We start from the raw sequence: 14,334 nt of genomic DNA, 5'->3' as shown, positions 1-14,334 counted from the left end.
AAGACGGCTATCTCAGGGTAGCGATGGCCCGCTAGGGCGCATCAGGAATTCTTTCTACGCAGAACAGACTATCTAGAAGCCGGCTGGTTCATGCGCAACGTTTTGTCTTGATGTCCTGCAGGCCAGAACGGCGACAGGCATGGTCGCCAGGCAACCGGATCAGTATCCTAGCACCTCCTGGCCTGCCGACGCTAAACCCAGCGGGCCGCCGAACAGGTTAAACACCGTATGAATGCTCTAGCCCGCCGCGCCGCTGGCCTGTTGCTCGGCACGCTGTGCCTCCCGCTTGCGGCCTTCGCCGCCGATGTGCAACCCACTCACGAATTCATCCTGGATAACGGCCTCAAAGTGGTCGTGCGCGAAGACCATCGCGCGCCAGTGGTGGTCTCGCAAATCTGGTACAAGGTCGGCTCCAGCTACGAGACGCCTGGCCAGACCGGCCTTTCCCATGCGCTCGAGCACATGATGTTCAAGGGCAGTGCCAAGGTCGGCCCCGGCGAAGCCTCGCGTATCCTGCGGGACCTGGGCGCCGAAGAGAACGCGTTCACCAGCGACGACTACACCGCCTACTACCAGGTGCTGGCGCGTGATCGCTTGCCGGTTGCCTTCGAGCTGGAGGCCGATCGGCTGGCCAGCCTGCGGCTGCCAGCCGACGAGTTCAGCCGTGAAATCGAGGTCATCAAGGAAGAGCGCCGCCTGCGCACCGATGACCAGCCCAATGCCAAGGCGTTCGAGCTGTTTCGGGCCATGGCCTACCCGGCCAGTGGCTACCACACCCCGACCATCGGCTGGATGGCCGATCTGGAGCGCATGAAGGTCGAGGAGCTGCGCCACTGGTACACCTCCTGGTACGCGCCCAACAACGCCACGCTCGTGGTGGTGGGCGATGTCACCGCCGAGGAAGTCAAGGGCCTGGCCCAGAAGTACTTCGGCGCTATCCCTCGCCGGGACACACCTGCGGCCAAGCTGCCGCTGGAGCTGGCTGAGCCCGGCCAGCGTCAGTTGACCCTGCACGTGCGCACCCAGCTGCCAAGCCTGATCTACGGCTTCAACGTACCCGGCCTGCCCACGGCCAAGGACCCTCGCACGGTGCATGCCTTACGTCTGATCTCGGCCTTGCTCGACGGCGGCTACAGCGCACGCATGCCCGCACGACTGGAGCGCGGGCAGGAACTGGTGGCCGGCGCCTCGTCCAGCTACAACGCCTTCACGCGCGGCGACAGCCTGTTCCTCATTTCAGCCACACCCAACGTGCAGAAGCAAAAAACCCTGGCAGACGTGGAAAAGGGCATCTGGCAACTGCTGGATGAACTCAAGACTACTCCGCCCACGGCAGAAGAGCTCGAGCGCGTGCGCGCCCAGGTCATCGCCGGGCTGGTGTATGACCGCGACTCAATCAGCAGTCAGGCAACCACCATCGGCCAGCTGGAAACCGTCGGGCTGTCCTGGAAGCTGATCGACAGCGAGCTGGACGAACTCAAGCGCGTTACTCCTCAGGACATCCAGCAAGCTGCCCGTACCTATTTCACCCGCGAACGCCTGAGCGTTGCCCATGTTCTGCCTGAGGAGTCCGCTCATGAGTGACCGTCGCTTGCACCGCCCCCACTGGCTGGCTACGGGTATCTGTACCTGGGCATTGACGGCTGCGCTGGCCGTACCGGCACTGGCCCAGGACGCTGCCAAGGCTGGCAATGCACAAGCCCGGCAGGCCAACACTCTACAGTCCCTGGCCGAGCTTGACGGCAAGGCGCCCACCACCCGCCAGTTGAACATCCAGCACTGGAACACGGCTGAAGGCGCGCGGGTGCTGTTCGTCGAGGCCCGCGAGCTTCCGATGTTCGACCTGCGCGTGACCTTCGCTGCCGGCAGCAGCCAGGACGGTGACACACCAGGCCTGGCGGCGCTGACCAACGCCATGCTCAACGAAGGCGTACAGGGCAAGGATGTGACGGCCATCGCCCAGGGCTTCGAGGGCCTGGGCGCAGATTTCGGTAACGGCTCGTACCGCGACATGGCCGTCGCCTCGCTACGTAGCCTCAGTGCCAAGGACAAGCGCGACCAGGCCTTGAAGCTGTTTACCGAAGTCACAGGCAAGCCCACCTTCCCGGAGGATGCGCTCAAACGGCTCAAGAACCAGATGCTGGCCGGCTTCGAATACGACAAGCAGAACCCCGGCAAGCTCGCAGGCAAGACGCTGTTCGCCAACCTGTACGGCGAACACCCTTATGCGCATCCCAGCGATGGAACACCGCAAAGCATCACTGGCATTACCCTGGAGCAGTTGCGAGCGTTTCACGCCAAGGCCTACACGCCTGGCAATGCCGTCATCGCACTGGTGGGTGACCTGAACCGCAGCGAAGCCGAGGCAATTGCCGCGCAGGTTTCAGCCGGCCTGCCCAAAGGCCCGGCCTTGCCTGCTCCAGCCCAACCGACGGAGCCCAAGGCAGGCTTCACCCACATCGAGTTTCCGTCTCAGCAGACCCACCTGATGCTCGCAGAGCTGGGTATCGATCGCCAGGACAAGGATTGGCCAGCCCTGTCACTGGGCAATCAGATCCTCGGTGGCGGCGCGTTCGGGACGCGGCTGATGAGCGAGGTGCGGGAAAAGCGCGGCCTGACCTACGGTGTCTATTCGGCCTTCAGCCCAATGCAAGTGCGCGGCCCGTTCATGATCAACCTGCAAACCCGCGCCGAGCTCAGCGAAGGGACATTGAGGCTGGTTCAGGGTATTCTGGCCGACTACCTGCGCAGCGGTCCTACCCAGCAAGAACTGGACGATGCCAAGCGCGAGTTGGCCGGAAGCTTCCCGCTCTCCAATGCCAGCAATGCCAGCATCGTCGGCCAACTGGGCGCCATCGGCTTCTACAACCTGCCATTGAGCTGGCTGGAAGACTTCATGCAGCAGTCCCAGGCCCTGACCGTCGAACAAGTTAAAGACGCCATGAACAAGCACCTGTCTGCCGACAAGCTGGTCATCGTCACGGTTGGCCCGAAGGTGCCGCAGAAGCCACTGCCAGCCCCCACTGATAAACCCTCCGGGCAACCGCTCGGGGTACCGGAGCACTAATGCCAAGATCCAACCCTCCCGCCCGCCAGCAACCGGGCCAGAGCAAGGGCCAGGGCCACCTGCGCATCATCGCGGGCCAATGGCGCAGCCGTCGACTGGCCGTGCCCGACGGCGAGGGCTTGCGCCCTACGCCTGACCGGGTACGCGAGACGGTTTTCAACTGGCTGGCACCCTACATCGAGGGCGCGCACGTGCTCGATGCCTTCACCGGCAGCGGAGCATTGGTGCTGGAGGCCCTATCGCGCGGGGCGGAGGACGCCGTGGCGCTGGACAGCAACCCTGCGGCCATCGCCAACCTCAAGAACAACCTCGAGCTCCTGCGCTGCCCACGGGGGCAGATCCTGCAGACCGATGCCTTGCGTTATCTGCAAGGCCCTGCAAAAAAGCAGTTCGACCTGGTGTTCCTGGATCCACCCTTCCATCAACAGTTGCTGGCAGACACCTGCAATCTGCTTGAACAGCACCAGTGGCTGAGCGAGCAAGCATGGGTATACACCGAGAGCGAAGCGGCTCCATCGACCTTGCAATTGCCTGCCAACTGGCGCCTGCACCGGGAGAAAAAAACCGGACAGGTGCACTACGCGCTGTGGCAACGGGGCTAGTTATATAGCGCAGGCCAGGTCTTGCATTGACTGATGCTGCTCGGGTCTCTAGCCACCCGAGCACCTCAGCATGACCGTATCACTCTCTGCGCCTTCACTGGCCGATGATGTCTCGGCGGCGCTTGCCTCTCTTGCAAGCGCCAGCCCCTCCCCTATCCAGCATTTCACGCTTGAAAACGGTCTGTCCGTCTACCTGAGGCAGCAGAGCCGAAATGCCCTCGCCGCCGTCCAGCTCTGGTACAACGTCGGTACCCGCCATGAGCCGGCAGGGCAGTCCAACCTCTCGCACTTGCTCGAACACGTCATCTTCGAAGGCAGCCGCAAGCTGGAGCCTGGGCAGTACGCCAAAGTCGTTGCTCGTCTTGCAGGGCAGGCCAATGCCAGTACTCACCTCGACGCCACCTCTTTCGACATGCTGCTGCCTGCATCGCGCCTGCCCGTTGCGCTCGAACTGTTGGCAGATGCCATGGACACAGCCACATTCGGGTTGCCCGAGTTGGCACGAGGCGCCAAGGCAATCGCTGACGAACGACGCCTGAAGGTGGACGCCCAGCCCGTCCAGCAAGCCTACGACCGTCACTTGGCCTTGGCTCACGGCAGCAGCCCGTATGCGGCCCCAAGCTTCGGCTCGGCGATGGATCTACAAAGCATCGACCTTCCAACGCTGCGGCAGTGGTACATCAGCCATTACCGGCCTAACAACGCCACGCTCGTCGTGGTGGGCAACGTAGAACTGGAAACGTTGAAACAGCAGGTCGAAACGTACTTCGCGCACGTGGAGCGCGGCCAGCTGACAGACTCGCCTTTTCCTCGCTCGGACGCGCCATTGGCTGAACGCAGCCAGACCGTCAGCTTGCCGGGGCTTAGCCATGGTCTGTTGATGTCCTTCAACGTCCCCAGCTGTGCCACAGCCATCAATGCACTCACGAGCAAGACCCTCGAACTGATCTGTGAAGTACTGGCCGAGGGCTCCAGCGCTTGGTTGTATGCCGAACTTGTCAGGGGCCGGGGTCTGCTGACAGGCGTTGCCGCAACCTATGACCCCCTCGTACGTGGCGACACCGTAATCACCTTCTCAGCCTATGTGAACACGCTGAATGCGACCCTCGAACAAGCTGCTGATGCTATCTACGAGCAGATAGCACGCCTGCATACCGAAGCCTTGTCCGACGAGCAGTTGCAGCGGATAAAACTGCGATTGCTCGCCCGCCAGCTTTTCTCTCTCGACAGCCCAATGGCCCAAGCCTCACAAATCGGCGCCATGGCCGCGACAGGGCAGCCAGCAACCCTGATCGACGAACATGCACGCCTGATCTCGATCATCGATAGTGCTCAGGTGCAGCAGGTAGCGCGCACTTATCTGGGACGTGAGCGGCTGACCACCACCTCTCTTTTACCAGGAGCGCAAGCATGACCGACGATCAGATACGCCACCCAGCACCTGTGCTGTGCCAGGGGCCTGCCATCGATGCTGCGCGTCAAGCGATGGCAAGGCTGACCTCGACCCAAACGGTCGAGCTTGACCAGCCTCCTGCCCTCCTGGCCACGGCTGAGCGATGGGAGACGGCGCAAGGTACGAAGGTCAGTTTCATAGCTGCGCACGATCGGCCCATGATTGATCTGGTGCTGCGATTCCGGGCAGGTAGTGCTCTTGATGGCGATCACCCAGGGCTGGCTGCGCTGACGCTCTACAGCCTTGATCAGGGTACCGAAACCCTCAGTGCGGCGCAGTTTGCCGAGCACATGGCTGCAAGGGGCGCCATCGTGGGACGCTCGTTGAGCGAAGACAAAGCCACGATCACGCTAAGGTGCCTAAGCACACCCGGCTTGCTGCGAGCTGTTTCGCAAACGCTGGCGCAGATGCTGGCCCGCCCAGCGTTTCGCGCAGAGGACGTGGCGAAGATACGTGATCGAATAGCGCTCTACCAAGGCCGGCAAAACCTCAACCCGCTGGTACGCCTGATCAATACGACCACCGGTCATGTATTCAGCGGCCATCCGTACGCTTCGCACGCCGATGCAGCGATCATCGGCCCCTTGACCACTGATCAGGTGCGGGCCTTTCATGCAAAGGCTTACTCGGCCAGTAACCTCGCTATAGGACTGGTCGGCGACCTGAGCCGGGACGAGGCGGAACAGCTGGTCAATGACCTGATACGTGATTTGCCGCAGCAGTGGGCAGCGCAACCACCGTCTATGCTAGGTGAGCAGTCGCCTCTGTCACGCCATATTGCGCACCCTGGCAGTGCAACTCAGGCAATGCTTACCGTGGCCGTCCCGGTACTACCCAGCGCCCCGGTCTATGCTGCACTGGAGTTGCTGACCGAGATTCTTGGCGGCAACCACGAGGCGCGCTTGCCTCAGGAACTGCGCCATGTGCGAGGGCTGACCTATACGGTCACTACCAAACTGAGGCACTTGGATGCGGGAACACTGTTGCACGTACACTGGGACGTCGCCCCGCAATACCGGGAAGCTTCACATGCCCTGGTCGCAGGCATGCTGGATTGCCTCCATGAATTTGGACCAACTCAGGTGGAGTGCGACATGGCCGTCAACCAGATCGCTGCTCGGCTGCACCGGGAGCTGGCCGACAGCGCAAAGCTGGCAGCTACATTGGCCACGCACAGTCATCAGGGCCTGCCCGCCGATTACCTGACCACCCATCTGGACAGGCTTGCTTCATTGACCCCTGCCCACCTTCGTGAAGTGGCGCAGGTGTGGTGGCGCAACGCACCTCAGGTATTCGTCACCCTCGGCCCCGACGCCGAGCAGTCTCCCTTGCCTACGCCGGAGCCAGCACAGCGATAGGCGAGCAGGAGCACAGGCGAGTCAGTGAGAGCTGATACAGGCGCTGTTTCATGGCACTCTAGCCGGGCACATCACGAGTTACCCAGCATGCCAAGCTCCAGCGCCCTGTTTCATCCTGCCAAAGGCCTTTCCAACCCCCATCTGCAAACATTGTGGGGTCCCCTCTGGCGCAAAATCCCGGCGCTGCAACGCGACCGCGAACGCATCTGGCTGGCAGACGGGGATTTCATCGACCTCGACTGGCATGGCCCGCACCAGCCCCATGCGCCGCTGGTGCTAGTGCTTCATGGGTTGACGGGGTCATCGGGCTCACCCTATGTCAAAGGCCTGCAACAGGCGCTGCACGCACTGGGCTGGGCCAGCGTCGCAGCGAACTGGCGGGGCTGTTCTGGGGAGCCGAACCTGCTGCCGCGCAGCTACCACTCTGGCGCCAGCGAGGATCTGGCTGAAATCATCAGCCACTTGCGCGCCAAAAGGCCCCTGGCCCCCCTGTACGCGGTCGGCTACTCCCTGGGAGGCAATGTCCTGCTTAAATACCTGGGCGAACAGGGTGACGACAGCCAGTTGCAGGCAGCAGTTGCTGTCTCCGTGCCTTTTCGCCTGGACCAGTGTGCCGATCGTATCGGCCTAGGGTTTTCGAAGGTGTACCAGGCACATTTCATGCGCGAGATGCTGGCCTACGTGCAGATCAAGCAGCGCTTGTTCAAAGACCAGGGCCACCCAGAACGTCTGGCGAAGCTGGAGCAGCTCGGGCCACTGCGCGGCTTGCGCACGTTCTGGGATTTCGACGCCAGAGTCACTGCACCGCTGAACGGTTTTGAGAATGTGCACGACTATTATCGTCGCGCTTCAAGTGGCTTCTACCTGGGCCAGAACCGTACCCGGACCCTGATCATCCAGGCCAGCGACGACCCCTTCGTCTCGCCCCTGAGCTTACCAACGGCAAACGAACTGGCCCCAGGGACCGAGCTGGAGTTGCACGCCCATGGCGGCCACGTCGGGTTCGTCGACGGCAGCCTGCGAAAACCGAGCTATTACCTGGAGCGCCGGATTCCGCAGTGGTTGCGCGAAGGTATGCAGAGGACGGCTTACTGATCGCCCGTTGCCACTGCATGCTCAGGGCGGGTGATCCATTCACTCCATGAGCCTGCATACAGTTTGCCGAGCGGGTAGCCTGCCAACGCCAACGCGAACAGGTTATGACACGCCGTTACCCCCGAACCACAGTACGCAACCAGCTGCTCAGGCGCACGCCCCTGCAGTTGCTGCTCGAAACGTTGTCTGAGTTGCTCGGGCGGCAGAAAACGGCCATCGCTGCCAAGGTTTTCGGTGAAAGCGGCGCAGCGTGCTCCAGGGATATGCCCTGCCACTGGGTCGATGGGTTCCATGTCGCCACGAAAACGTGGCAATGCGCGCGCATCCAGCAGGGTCAGGTCTGCGCTGCCCAGGCGCTGATCCAGGCCATCGGCATCGATCAACATCGCATCATCGGGCTGGCCGCTGAAGTTGCCTTCGCGCCGGGCCGGAGGGTCCAGGCTCAATGGCAGGTGCGCGGCGTGCCAGGCGGTCAGGCCGCCGTCCAGGAGGGCAACGCCACTGCGTTTGCCCAGCCAGGCCAGCAGCCACCAGCCTCGCGCGGCATAGGCGCCGGTACCGTCGTCGTACAGCACCACTTCGCTCTCGTTATCCACGCCCCATTCGCGCAGGCGGGCTACCAGCTTTTCTGGATCGGGCAGCGGGTGACGCCCTGTCACTCCCTTGCTGACCGATCCGCTGAAGTCTCGTTCAAGGTCGGCAAAATGCGCCCCTGCGATATGACCCAGGGCGTAACTGCGCTGACCGTAATCCACATCCTCAAGGGCGAAGCGACAGTCGAGAATGACAAGGTTTGGTGAATCCAGCCGCTCAGCCAACTGCTGCGGGGTGATCAACTGCGCAAGTGACATGACAATCTCCTGATCGATGTAATCCCAGGCCCTGGCGCTAGTGCTCAAGCGCCTGAATGAACGGTACGTGAAACTCGCTGCACAAGGCTTGCACCGCTTTGCGCGCAGGCTCGGTGACGAACCCCAGCTCAAGGGCCAGCACCTGATACACGCCCCGCTTGAACGCTTCTTCACCCAGGTGCGCTGCATGCTCCCGGGTCGTGCTGAGAAAGCGCACCCATGAGGTGAGCACGATCCAGGCGTTGATGGTCAGCGACTCCTGCTGCGCGGGGGTCATCGCCAGGATACCCGCCTCGACGAAACCGCGGTAAATGGCCTTGCCCTGACGCATGCAGCGTCCGGAGAAGCGCCGATAACGGGCTGCCAGCTCAGCATCGCTGCCCAGCAGATGCTCCAGATCGCGGTGCAGAAAACGGTAGTTCCACATCGCAGCCAGCAGCTCCTGCAAGTAGAACCGCTTGTCCTGCACCGCCAGCGGGCGCCCCTGCGGCGGGCGCAGAAAGCTGTCTACGTGCGCTTCGTACTGGCCGAACAAAACCGCAATAATCGCCTGCTTGTTGGGGAAGTGGTAATACAGATTGCCGGGCGAGATGCCCAGGTGCGCCGCGATATGGTTGGTGCTGACGCTGCGCTCGCCCGACTGATTGAACAACTCGAGGCTGCTCTGGACGATTCTCTCGCGGGTCTTGATGGGCCGGGCCATGTCCAGCTTCCTGTATACGGAGCAGTGAAAACCGCCATGGTACGAGGTATTGCCAAGGTCTTGCACGGTACCCAAGCGCTGCGCCCTCGCACCATCGGCTGGCCCAAAGTATAGTGCCTTGGCCGGCCGCATGACTTGGCCGGGCGCAGTCGCTGCGCTACCATCCGACTCCCCAACGCACTCCAGCCAGGATGACGCGATGAACCGAGTGTTGTACCCGGGTACTTTCGACCCCATTACCAAAGGCCATGGCGATCTGGTCGAGCGCGCCTCGCGGCTGTTCGACACCGTGATCATTGCAGTGGCCGCCAGCCCCAAGAAAAACCCTTTGTTCCCGCTGGAACAACGCGTGGAGCTGGCCCGTGAGGTCACCAGGCACCTGCCCAATGTCGAAGTCATCGGCTTTTCCTCGCTGCTGGCGCATTTCGCCAAGGAGCAAGGTGCCAATGTGTTCCTTCGTGGTTTGCGTGCAGTGTCGGACTTCGAATACGAGTTCCAGCTGGCGAACATGAACCGTCAACTGGCCCCCGACGTCGAGAGCCTGTTTCTTACGCCGTCAGAGCGGTACTCGTTCATCTCGTCGACCCTGGTTCGCGAAATCGCCGCACTGGGGGGCGATATCAGCAAATTTGTGCACCCGGCCGTGGCCGATGCGCTGACTGAACGCTTCAAGAAATAAAGCCGTTGTTCCAGATCGTCGCGCTTGCGTGCACTGCAGGCGCGAATGCGGCACAATTGTGCCCATTGCGTTGAACATGCCCGGGCGCTGAGCCCCGGCCGGAGCCCCCATGTCCCTGATCATCACCGACGATTGCATCAACTGCGACGTCTGCGAACCCGAGTGCCCCAACGAGGCCATCTCCCAAGGCGAAGAGATCTACGTGATCGACCCCAACCTGTGCACCCAGTGCGTGGGCCATTACGACGAGCCGCAGTGCCAACAGGTCTGCCCGGTCGACTGCATCCCGCTGGATGAGGCGCACCCGGAAAGCCAAGAGCAACTGATGGCCAAGTACCTGAAGATCACCGGCAAGGCCTGACGCTGCCGGCCATCGGCATGCCCGCGCCTTGCTCCTCCGTGGCGATCATCCCGAAGCGCGCAAGGCCTCAGCGCTGGCAGCGCGGGCAGAACACGCTGGCGCGTTGACCCAGCTTCACATCCCGCAGTTCGGTGCTACATACCTTGCAGGGCAAGCCGCCGCGCCCGTAGGCGAACAGTGTCTGCTGGAAATACCCTGGCTGGCCGTCACCGCCGATGAAATCGCGCAGCGTGGTGCCGCCCAGCTCGATGGCGGCCGCCAGCACGCGCTTGATCTCGATGGCCAGCTTCAGGTAACGCGCCCGCGAAATGCCACCGGCCGCGCGGCGCGGATCGATGCCGGCAGCGAACAGCGCTTCGGTCGCATAGATGTTGCCTACGCCAACGACCACGGCGTTGTCCATGATGAAGGGCTTGACCGCCATCGACCGACCGCGGGACAGCTGGAACAGTCGCTCACCGTCAAACAGGTCGGTCAGTGGCTCGGGGCCAAGTCGCAGCAGCAACGCATGATTGAGCGGGTCCTGGCTCCAGAGCATGGCGCCAAAGCGGCGCGGGTCGGTGTAGCGCAGCATCAGACCGGATTCGAGCTCGATGTCCACGTGCTCATGCTTGCCAGCCGGCAAGCCCGCCTCCACCAGCCGTAGATTGCCCGACATGCCCAAGTGGCTGATCAGGGTCCCTACTTCGGCATTGATCAGCAGGTACTTGGCCCGGCGCTCGACCGTGACGATGCGTTGCCCGGAGAGCCGCACGTCCAGGTCTTCCGGGATCGGCCAGCGCAGGCGGCGGTCACGCACGACCACGCGGCTGACGCGCTGACCTTCGACATGCGGTGCAATGCCGCGCCGGGTGGTCTCTACCTCGGGTAACTCAGGCATGTATCAGTGCCCACCTAGTTCTCGGATGTTCTGTTTGAGGTTATCGAAGTCGTATTCCGACAAGCCTATGTAATCGAGCACCAGCGGCCCCACTACGTTCCATTCCTGATCCACCGTCTGGTTGCCCAATACCCGGTAGGAGGCACAGATGTGCTCGGCCATCTTGAGCACCGCCAACAGGTTTTTCATCTGGCTTTGGTTGTTGCGGGCGCTGTCATCGCGAAACACTGCCAGCGCGTTGTGGTGGTTGGCGATGGCGCCGGTCAGGTGTTCGGGCAGGCGCCAGGACTTGGCCGTGAAATAGCCGACGACAGCATGATTGGTGTTGAAGGCGCGGTTCTCGGTGTCCACCACGCGGGTCTGCTCGTTGGTTTTTGCATAGGCCTCTTCGAGCACATCCATGTACGTGGGGAAGCGCTTGAGCATCAGCGGAACGCCGCAATCGTGGAACAGCCCGAGGGTATAGGCTTCGTCGGCGGGCTGGATACCCGTGCGCTTGGCCAGCGTCAGGCAGGTCATCGCCACATCCTGCGCGGTATCCCAGAACCGGTTGAGGGTGACGATGGTTTCATCGCTCATTTCACCCTTGATCGACTGCGCGTTGATCAGGTTGATGATCGAACGACTACCCAGCAAATTCACCGCACGCTGGATCGAGCCAATCTTGTTGGACAGGCCAAAGTGCGCCGAGTTGACCAGCTTGAGCAAGGCCCCCGACAACCCAGGGTCCTGAGCGATCAGTTTGGCGATGGTTTCCAGGTCCGGGTCAGGCATGTACTGCTCGAACTGCAAATCGACCATGATCTGCGGCTGCGGCGGAATGGTGATGCCTTGCAAGGCTTGCTGGATCTGTTCGGCGGTGAGTTCTTGGGACATGCGTGCACACTCGTATGGGACTGCCGATTCTACCGCGATGCACCCCACAGAACTAACCGCTGGATCAGTGAACTTGAACTTTCATGAGCGCGGGTGGGCCTGTTTCTCATATTCATCGAGTAAAGGAGCAAGGCCCATGGGTACTGAACTGAACGGCAAGCGCGTGGCTATCCTGGTGACTGATGGCTTCGAGCAGGTGGAATTGACAGGCCCGCGTGACGCCCTGCAGCAGGCGGGCGCCCAGGTGCACGTGCTGAGCGAGAAGCAAGGCACGGTACGCGGCTGGAACCACGACGAGCCCGCGGACGAATTCAAGGTCGACGGCACCTTCGACAGCGCCAGCGAACTCTACGATGCCGTGGTCCTGCCAGGCGGCGTACAGAACTCGGACACCATCCGCCTGGTTGAGGGCGCGCAGAAAATCGTCAAAAGCCATGACGCGGCCGGCAAACCGATTGCCGTGATCTGCCACGGCGGCTGGTTGCTGATTTCGAGCGGCTTGACCCAGAGCAAGCGCATGACCAGCTTCAAGACCCTGCAGGATGACCTGCGCAACGCTGGCGCCGAGTGGGTCGACGAAGAAGTGGTGGTTGACGGGAACCTGATCAGCAGCCGCCAGCCCGATGACATCCCTGCCTTCAACAAGGCACTGATCCAGGCCCTGTCGTCCTGACAGCTGGCGCTCAGCATTAAGGTTGGGTAGGGGTTATACTCCCGCTCTTTTTTCCGGAGCGACGTCATGTCCCTGCCCAGCCTTCGCCTCAAAGCCAATGCCGACCGCCGCCTGCGCGCGGGTCATCTGTGGGTCTACAGCAACGAGGTAGACGTTGCCGCCACCCCGCTGCAAGGCTTGCAGGCCGGCCAGCAAGCCGTGCTCGAAGCCGCCAACGGCAAGCCACTGGGCATCGTTGCCCTGAGCCCCAATAACCTGATCTGCGCCCGCTTGCTGTCACGCGACGTCAAGCTGCCACTGGACAAGTCGCTGCTGGTGCACCGCCTGAACGTGGCCTTGTCACTGCGCGAGCGCCTGTTCGACAAGCCGTGCTATCGCCTCGTCTATGGCGATTCCGATTGGCTGCCGGGGCTAGTCGTCGATCGCTTCTTCGACATCCTGGTGGTGCAACTGGCGTCGGCAACCATGGAAGCGCACAAGGATGAGGTGATCGCGGCGCTGGTCCAGGTACTCAAGCCAAGCGGCATCCTGTTCAAGAACGATTCGGCAGCCCGTGATGCCGAAGGCCTGCAGCGCTATGTCGAAACCGTTTACGGTGAAGTCCCGGATTGGGTTCCGCTGGAAGAGAACGGTGTGCGTTTCGAAGCCCCGGTCCGTGAGGGCCAGAAAACCGGCTGGTTCTATGACCACCGCATGAACCGTGCACGCCTGGCCCCCTACGTTCAGGGCAAACGCGTACTCGACCTGTTCAGCTACATCGGCGGTTGGGGTGTGCAGGCGGGTGCCTTCGGCGCCAGCGAAGTGTTCTGCGTCGATGCCTCGGGCTTTGCCCTGGATGGCGTTGAACGCAACGCCGCGCTCAACGGCATTGGTGAGAAGCTGACCTGCGTCGAGGGCGACGTCTTCGAAGCCTTGCGCGAACTCAAGGCAGCCGAGGAGCGCTTCGACGTGATCATTGCCGACCCGCCCGCCTTCATCAAGCGCAAGAAAGACCTGAAGAACGGCGAGGCGGCTTACCGCAGGCTCAACGAGCAGGCCATGCGCATGCTGAACAAGGACGGCATTCTGGTCAGTGCTTCTTGCTCGATGCACCTGCCCGAAGACGACCTGCACAACATCCTGCTGACCAGTGCCCGTCACCTGGACCGCAATATGCAGTTGCTCGAGCGCGGTGGTCAGGGCCCTGACCATCCGGTGCATCCGGCGATTGGTGAAACTCGCTACATCAAGAGCATCACCTGCCGGTTGCTGCCTAACAGCTGACACTATGGAACTTCTGAAAAAACCGGCGAAAGCCGGTTTTTTTTCGTGGATTGTTTCAGATGCATCATCCTGAGTAACTTTTCCCACAACTACATCGGAAATTTCTCAGCATGAATAAGATAGCACATGTTGACCTACCTGCTAGGCTCGAAAGTGTCGCAACCCCGCGACAAACAGGAGAAAAAACAATGAAAGAAGTTCAACTTGAATCCAAAAAGACTGAAAACCGCAACCACGTTGTAGCGCCAAAATAATGGGAGAAGCCAGGGCGCAGTCTATTACTGCGCCCTGGCTTAAGGAGAGAAAATATGAAAATCAGCCCGTATTTTTTTATTTTTCCTCATGAATCCAATCTGGTGCTCTGGAATTTCAAGAATCACAAACAGTACATTGTGAATCGAGCATTTCTCAGACGAATTCATGCACTCCCCTTAGATATTTCACGATACGACCCCACTCACGCCTTGGACGCA

14 protein-coding genes are annotated in these 14,334 nt (G+C 61.4%); 10 read left to right on the top strand and 4 right to left on the bottom strand.

Features of this window, described 5'->3' with window-relative positions:
- Positions 1-228: 228 nt before the first annotated feature.
- From ACK59L_RS12540 to ACK59L_RS12515, 6 genes are all read left to right on the top strand, one after another.
- Entirely contained in the window at positions 229-1,584 is a 1,356-nt protein-coding gene (locus ACK59L_RS12540) for a pitrilysin family protein (RefSeq protein ID WP_058602893.1), read from the top strand.
- The gene (locus tag ACK59L_RS12535) at positions 1,577-3,067 is read left to right on the top strand and encodes a M16 family metallopeptidase (RefSeq protein WP_409273921.1); all 1,491 of its coding nucleotides are present in this window, start codon (positions 1,577-1,579) and stop codon (positions 3,065-3,067) included. Before ACK59L_RS12540 ends, ACK59L_RS12535 begins: the two co-directional genes overlap by 8 nt.
- Entirely contained in the window at positions 3,067-3,669 is a 603-nt protein-coding gene (gene rsmD / locus ACK59L_RS12530; RefSeq protein ID WP_058602891.1) for a 16S rRNA (guanine(966)-N(2))-methyltransferase RsmD, read from the top strand. Before ACK59L_RS12535 ends, rsmD begins: the two co-directional genes overlap by 1 nt.
- Before the next feature lie 70 nt (positions 3,670-3,739).
- A complete protein-coding gene (locus ACK59L_RS12525) occupies positions 3,740-5,083 on the top strand; it encodes a M16 family metallopeptidase (RefSeq protein ID WP_409273919.1) in 1,344 nt (447 codons plus the stop codon).
- Positions 5,080-6,480, top strand: coding sequence for a M16 family metallopeptidase (locus tag ACK59L_RS12520; protein ID WP_409273917.1), 1,401 nt, complete (start codon positions 5,080-5,082; stop codon positions 6,478-6,480). Before ACK59L_RS12525 ends, ACK59L_RS12520 begins: the two co-directional genes overlap by 4 nt.
- Before the next feature lie 87 nt (positions 6,481-6,567).
- Positions 6,568-7,575: a hydrolase gene (locus tag ACK59L_RS12515; protein ID WP_409273916.1), complete on the top strand. Its 1,008-nt coding sequence runs from the start codon at positions 6,568-6,570 to the stop codon at positions 7,573-7,575.
- Here ACK59L_RS12515 and ACK59L_RS12510 read toward each other — a convergent pair.
- Together ACK59L_RS12510 and ACK59L_RS12505 are read right to left on the bottom strand one after the other, a co-directional pair.
- On the bottom strand, positions 7,569-8,426 hold the full coding sequence (locus ACK59L_RS12510) for a sulfurtransferase (protein WP_409273915.1): 858 nt from the start codon (positions 8,424-8,426) through the stop codon (positions 7,569-7,571). The two genes, ACK59L_RS12515 and ACK59L_RS12510, sit on opposite strands and share 7 nt — an antisense overlap.
- A gap of 37 nt (positions 8,427-8,463) precedes the next feature.
- Positions 8,464-9,129 carry a TetR/AcrR family transcriptional regulator gene (locus tag ACK59L_RS12505; protein WP_409273913.1) on the bottom strand — a complete coding sequence of 222 codons (666 nt, stop codon included), beginning with the start codon at positions 9,127-9,129 and terminating at the stop codon, positions 8,464-8,466.
- Between the two features lie 199 nt (positions 9,130-9,328).
- On the opposite strand from ACK59L_RS12505, the gene coaD reads away from it, so the two are divergent.
- Positions 9,329-9,808, top strand: coding sequence for a pantetheine-phosphate adenylyltransferase (gene coaD / locus ACK59L_RS12500; RefSeq protein WP_023532462.1), 480 nt, complete (start codon positions 9,329-9,331; stop codon positions 9,806-9,808).
- 109 nt (positions 9,809-9,917) lie between these two features.
- On the top strand, positions 9,918-10,169 hold the full coding sequence (locus tag ACK59L_RS12495) for a YfhL family 4Fe-4S dicluster ferredoxin (RefSeq protein WP_058602885.1): 252 nt from the start codon (positions 9,918-9,920) through the stop codon (positions 10,167-10,169).
- Between the two features lie 67 nt (positions 10,170-10,236).
- Here ACK59L_RS12495 and mutM read toward each other — a convergent pair whose 3' ends face one another.
- The gene (gene mutM, locus ACK59L_RS12490; RefSeq protein ID WP_058602884.1) at positions 10,237-11,049 is read right to left on the bottom strand and encodes a bifunctional DNA-formamidopyrimidine glycosylase/DNA-(apurinic or apyrimidinic site) lyase; all 813 of its coding nucleotides are present in this window, start codon (positions 11,047-11,049) and stop codon (positions 10,237-10,239) included.
- Between the two features lie 3 nt (positions 11,050-11,052).
- Positions 11,053-11,871: an HDOD domain-containing protein gene (locus tag ACK59L_RS12485; protein ID WP_178091246.1), complete on the bottom strand. Its 819-nt coding sequence runs from the start codon at positions 11,869-11,871 to the stop codon at positions 11,053-11,055.
- A 190-nt stretch (positions 11,872-12,061) separates the two neighbouring features.
- On the opposite strand from ACK59L_RS12485, the gene ACK59L_RS12480 reads away from it, so the two are divergent.
- Positions 12,062-12,598: a type 1 glutamine amidotransferase domain-containing protein gene (locus ACK59L_RS12480; RefSeq protein ID WP_409273910.1), complete on the top strand. Its 537-nt coding sequence runs from the start codon at positions 12,062-12,064 to the stop codon at positions 12,596-12,598.
- A 66-nt stretch (positions 12,599-12,664) separates the two neighbouring features.
- Complete coding sequence (locus ACK59L_RS12475) at positions 12,665-13,861, top strand: class I SAM-dependent rRNA methyltransferase (RefSeq protein ID WP_058602881.1); 1,197 nt, start codon at positions 12,665-12,667, stop codon at positions 13,859-13,861.
- Positions 13,862-14,334 lie beyond the last annotated feature (473 nt).

The sequence above is a fragment of the Pseudomonas sp. KCJK9111 genome (genome assembly GCF_046231935.1).
GTDB classification, from domain to species: Bacteria; Pseudomonadota; Gammaproteobacteria; order Pseudomonadales; family Pseudomonadaceae; genus Aquipseudomonas; species Aquipseudomonas parafulva_B.
Note: the sequence above shows the minus strand (reverse complement) of the source record. Positions and strands in the feature narration are given on the sequence as shown.

Excerpts from the sequence above, each read along its gene's own strand:
- ACK59L_RS12510 (WP_409273915.1), bottom strand. The coding sequence starts at position 8,426 with ATGTCACTTGCGCAGTTGATCACCCCGCAGCAGTTGGCTGAGCGGCTG.
- ACK59L_RS12480 (WP_409273910.1), top strand. The coding sequence starts at position 12,062 with ATGGGTACTGAACTGAACGGCAAGCGCGTGGCTATCCTGGTGACTGAT.
- ACK59L_RS12535 (WP_409273921.1), top strand. The coding sequence starts at position 1,577 with ATGAGTGACCGTCGCTTGCACCGCCCCCACTGGCTGGCTACGGGTATC.
- ACK59L_RS12520 (WP_409273917.1), top strand. The coding sequence starts at position 5,080 with ATGACCGACGATCAGATACGCCACCCAGCACCTGTGCTGTGCCAGGGG.
- ACK59L_RS12515 (WP_409273916.1), top strand. The coding sequence starts at position 6,568 with ATGCCAAGCTCCAGCGCCCTGTTTCATCCTGCCAAAGGCCTTTCCAAC.
- coaD (WP_023532462.1), top strand. The coding sequence starts at position 9,329 with ATGAACCGAGTGTTGTACCCGGGTACTTTCGACCCCATTACCAAAGGC.
- ACK59L_RS12495 (WP_058602885.1), top strand. The coding sequence starts at position 9,918 with ATGTCCCTGATCATCACCGACGATTGCATCAACTGCGACGTCTGCGAA.
- ACK59L_RS12475 (WP_058602881.1), top strand. The coding sequence starts at position 12,665 with ATGTCCCTGCCCAGCCTTCGCCTCAAAGCCAATGCCGACCGCCGCCTG.
- mutM (WP_058602884.1), bottom strand. The coding sequence starts at position 11,049 with ATGCCTGAGTTACCCGAGGTAGAGACCACCCGGCGCGGCATTGCACCG.
- rsmD (WP_058602891.1), top strand. The coding sequence starts at position 3,067 with ATGCCAAGATCCAACCCTCCCGCCCGCCAGCAACCGGGCCAGAGCAAG.
- ACK59L_RS12540 (WP_058602893.1), top strand. The coding sequence starts at position 229 with ATGAATGCTCTAGCCCGCCGCGCCGCTGGCCTGTTGCTCGGCACGCTG.
- ACK59L_RS12505 (WP_409273913.1), bottom strand. The coding sequence starts at position 9,129 with ATGGCCCGGCCCATCAAGACCCGCGAGAGAATCGTCCAGAGCAGCCTC.
- ACK59L_RS12525 (WP_409273919.1), top strand. The coding sequence starts at position 3,740 with ATGACCGTATCACTCTCTGCGCCTTCACTGGCCGATGATGTCTCGGCG.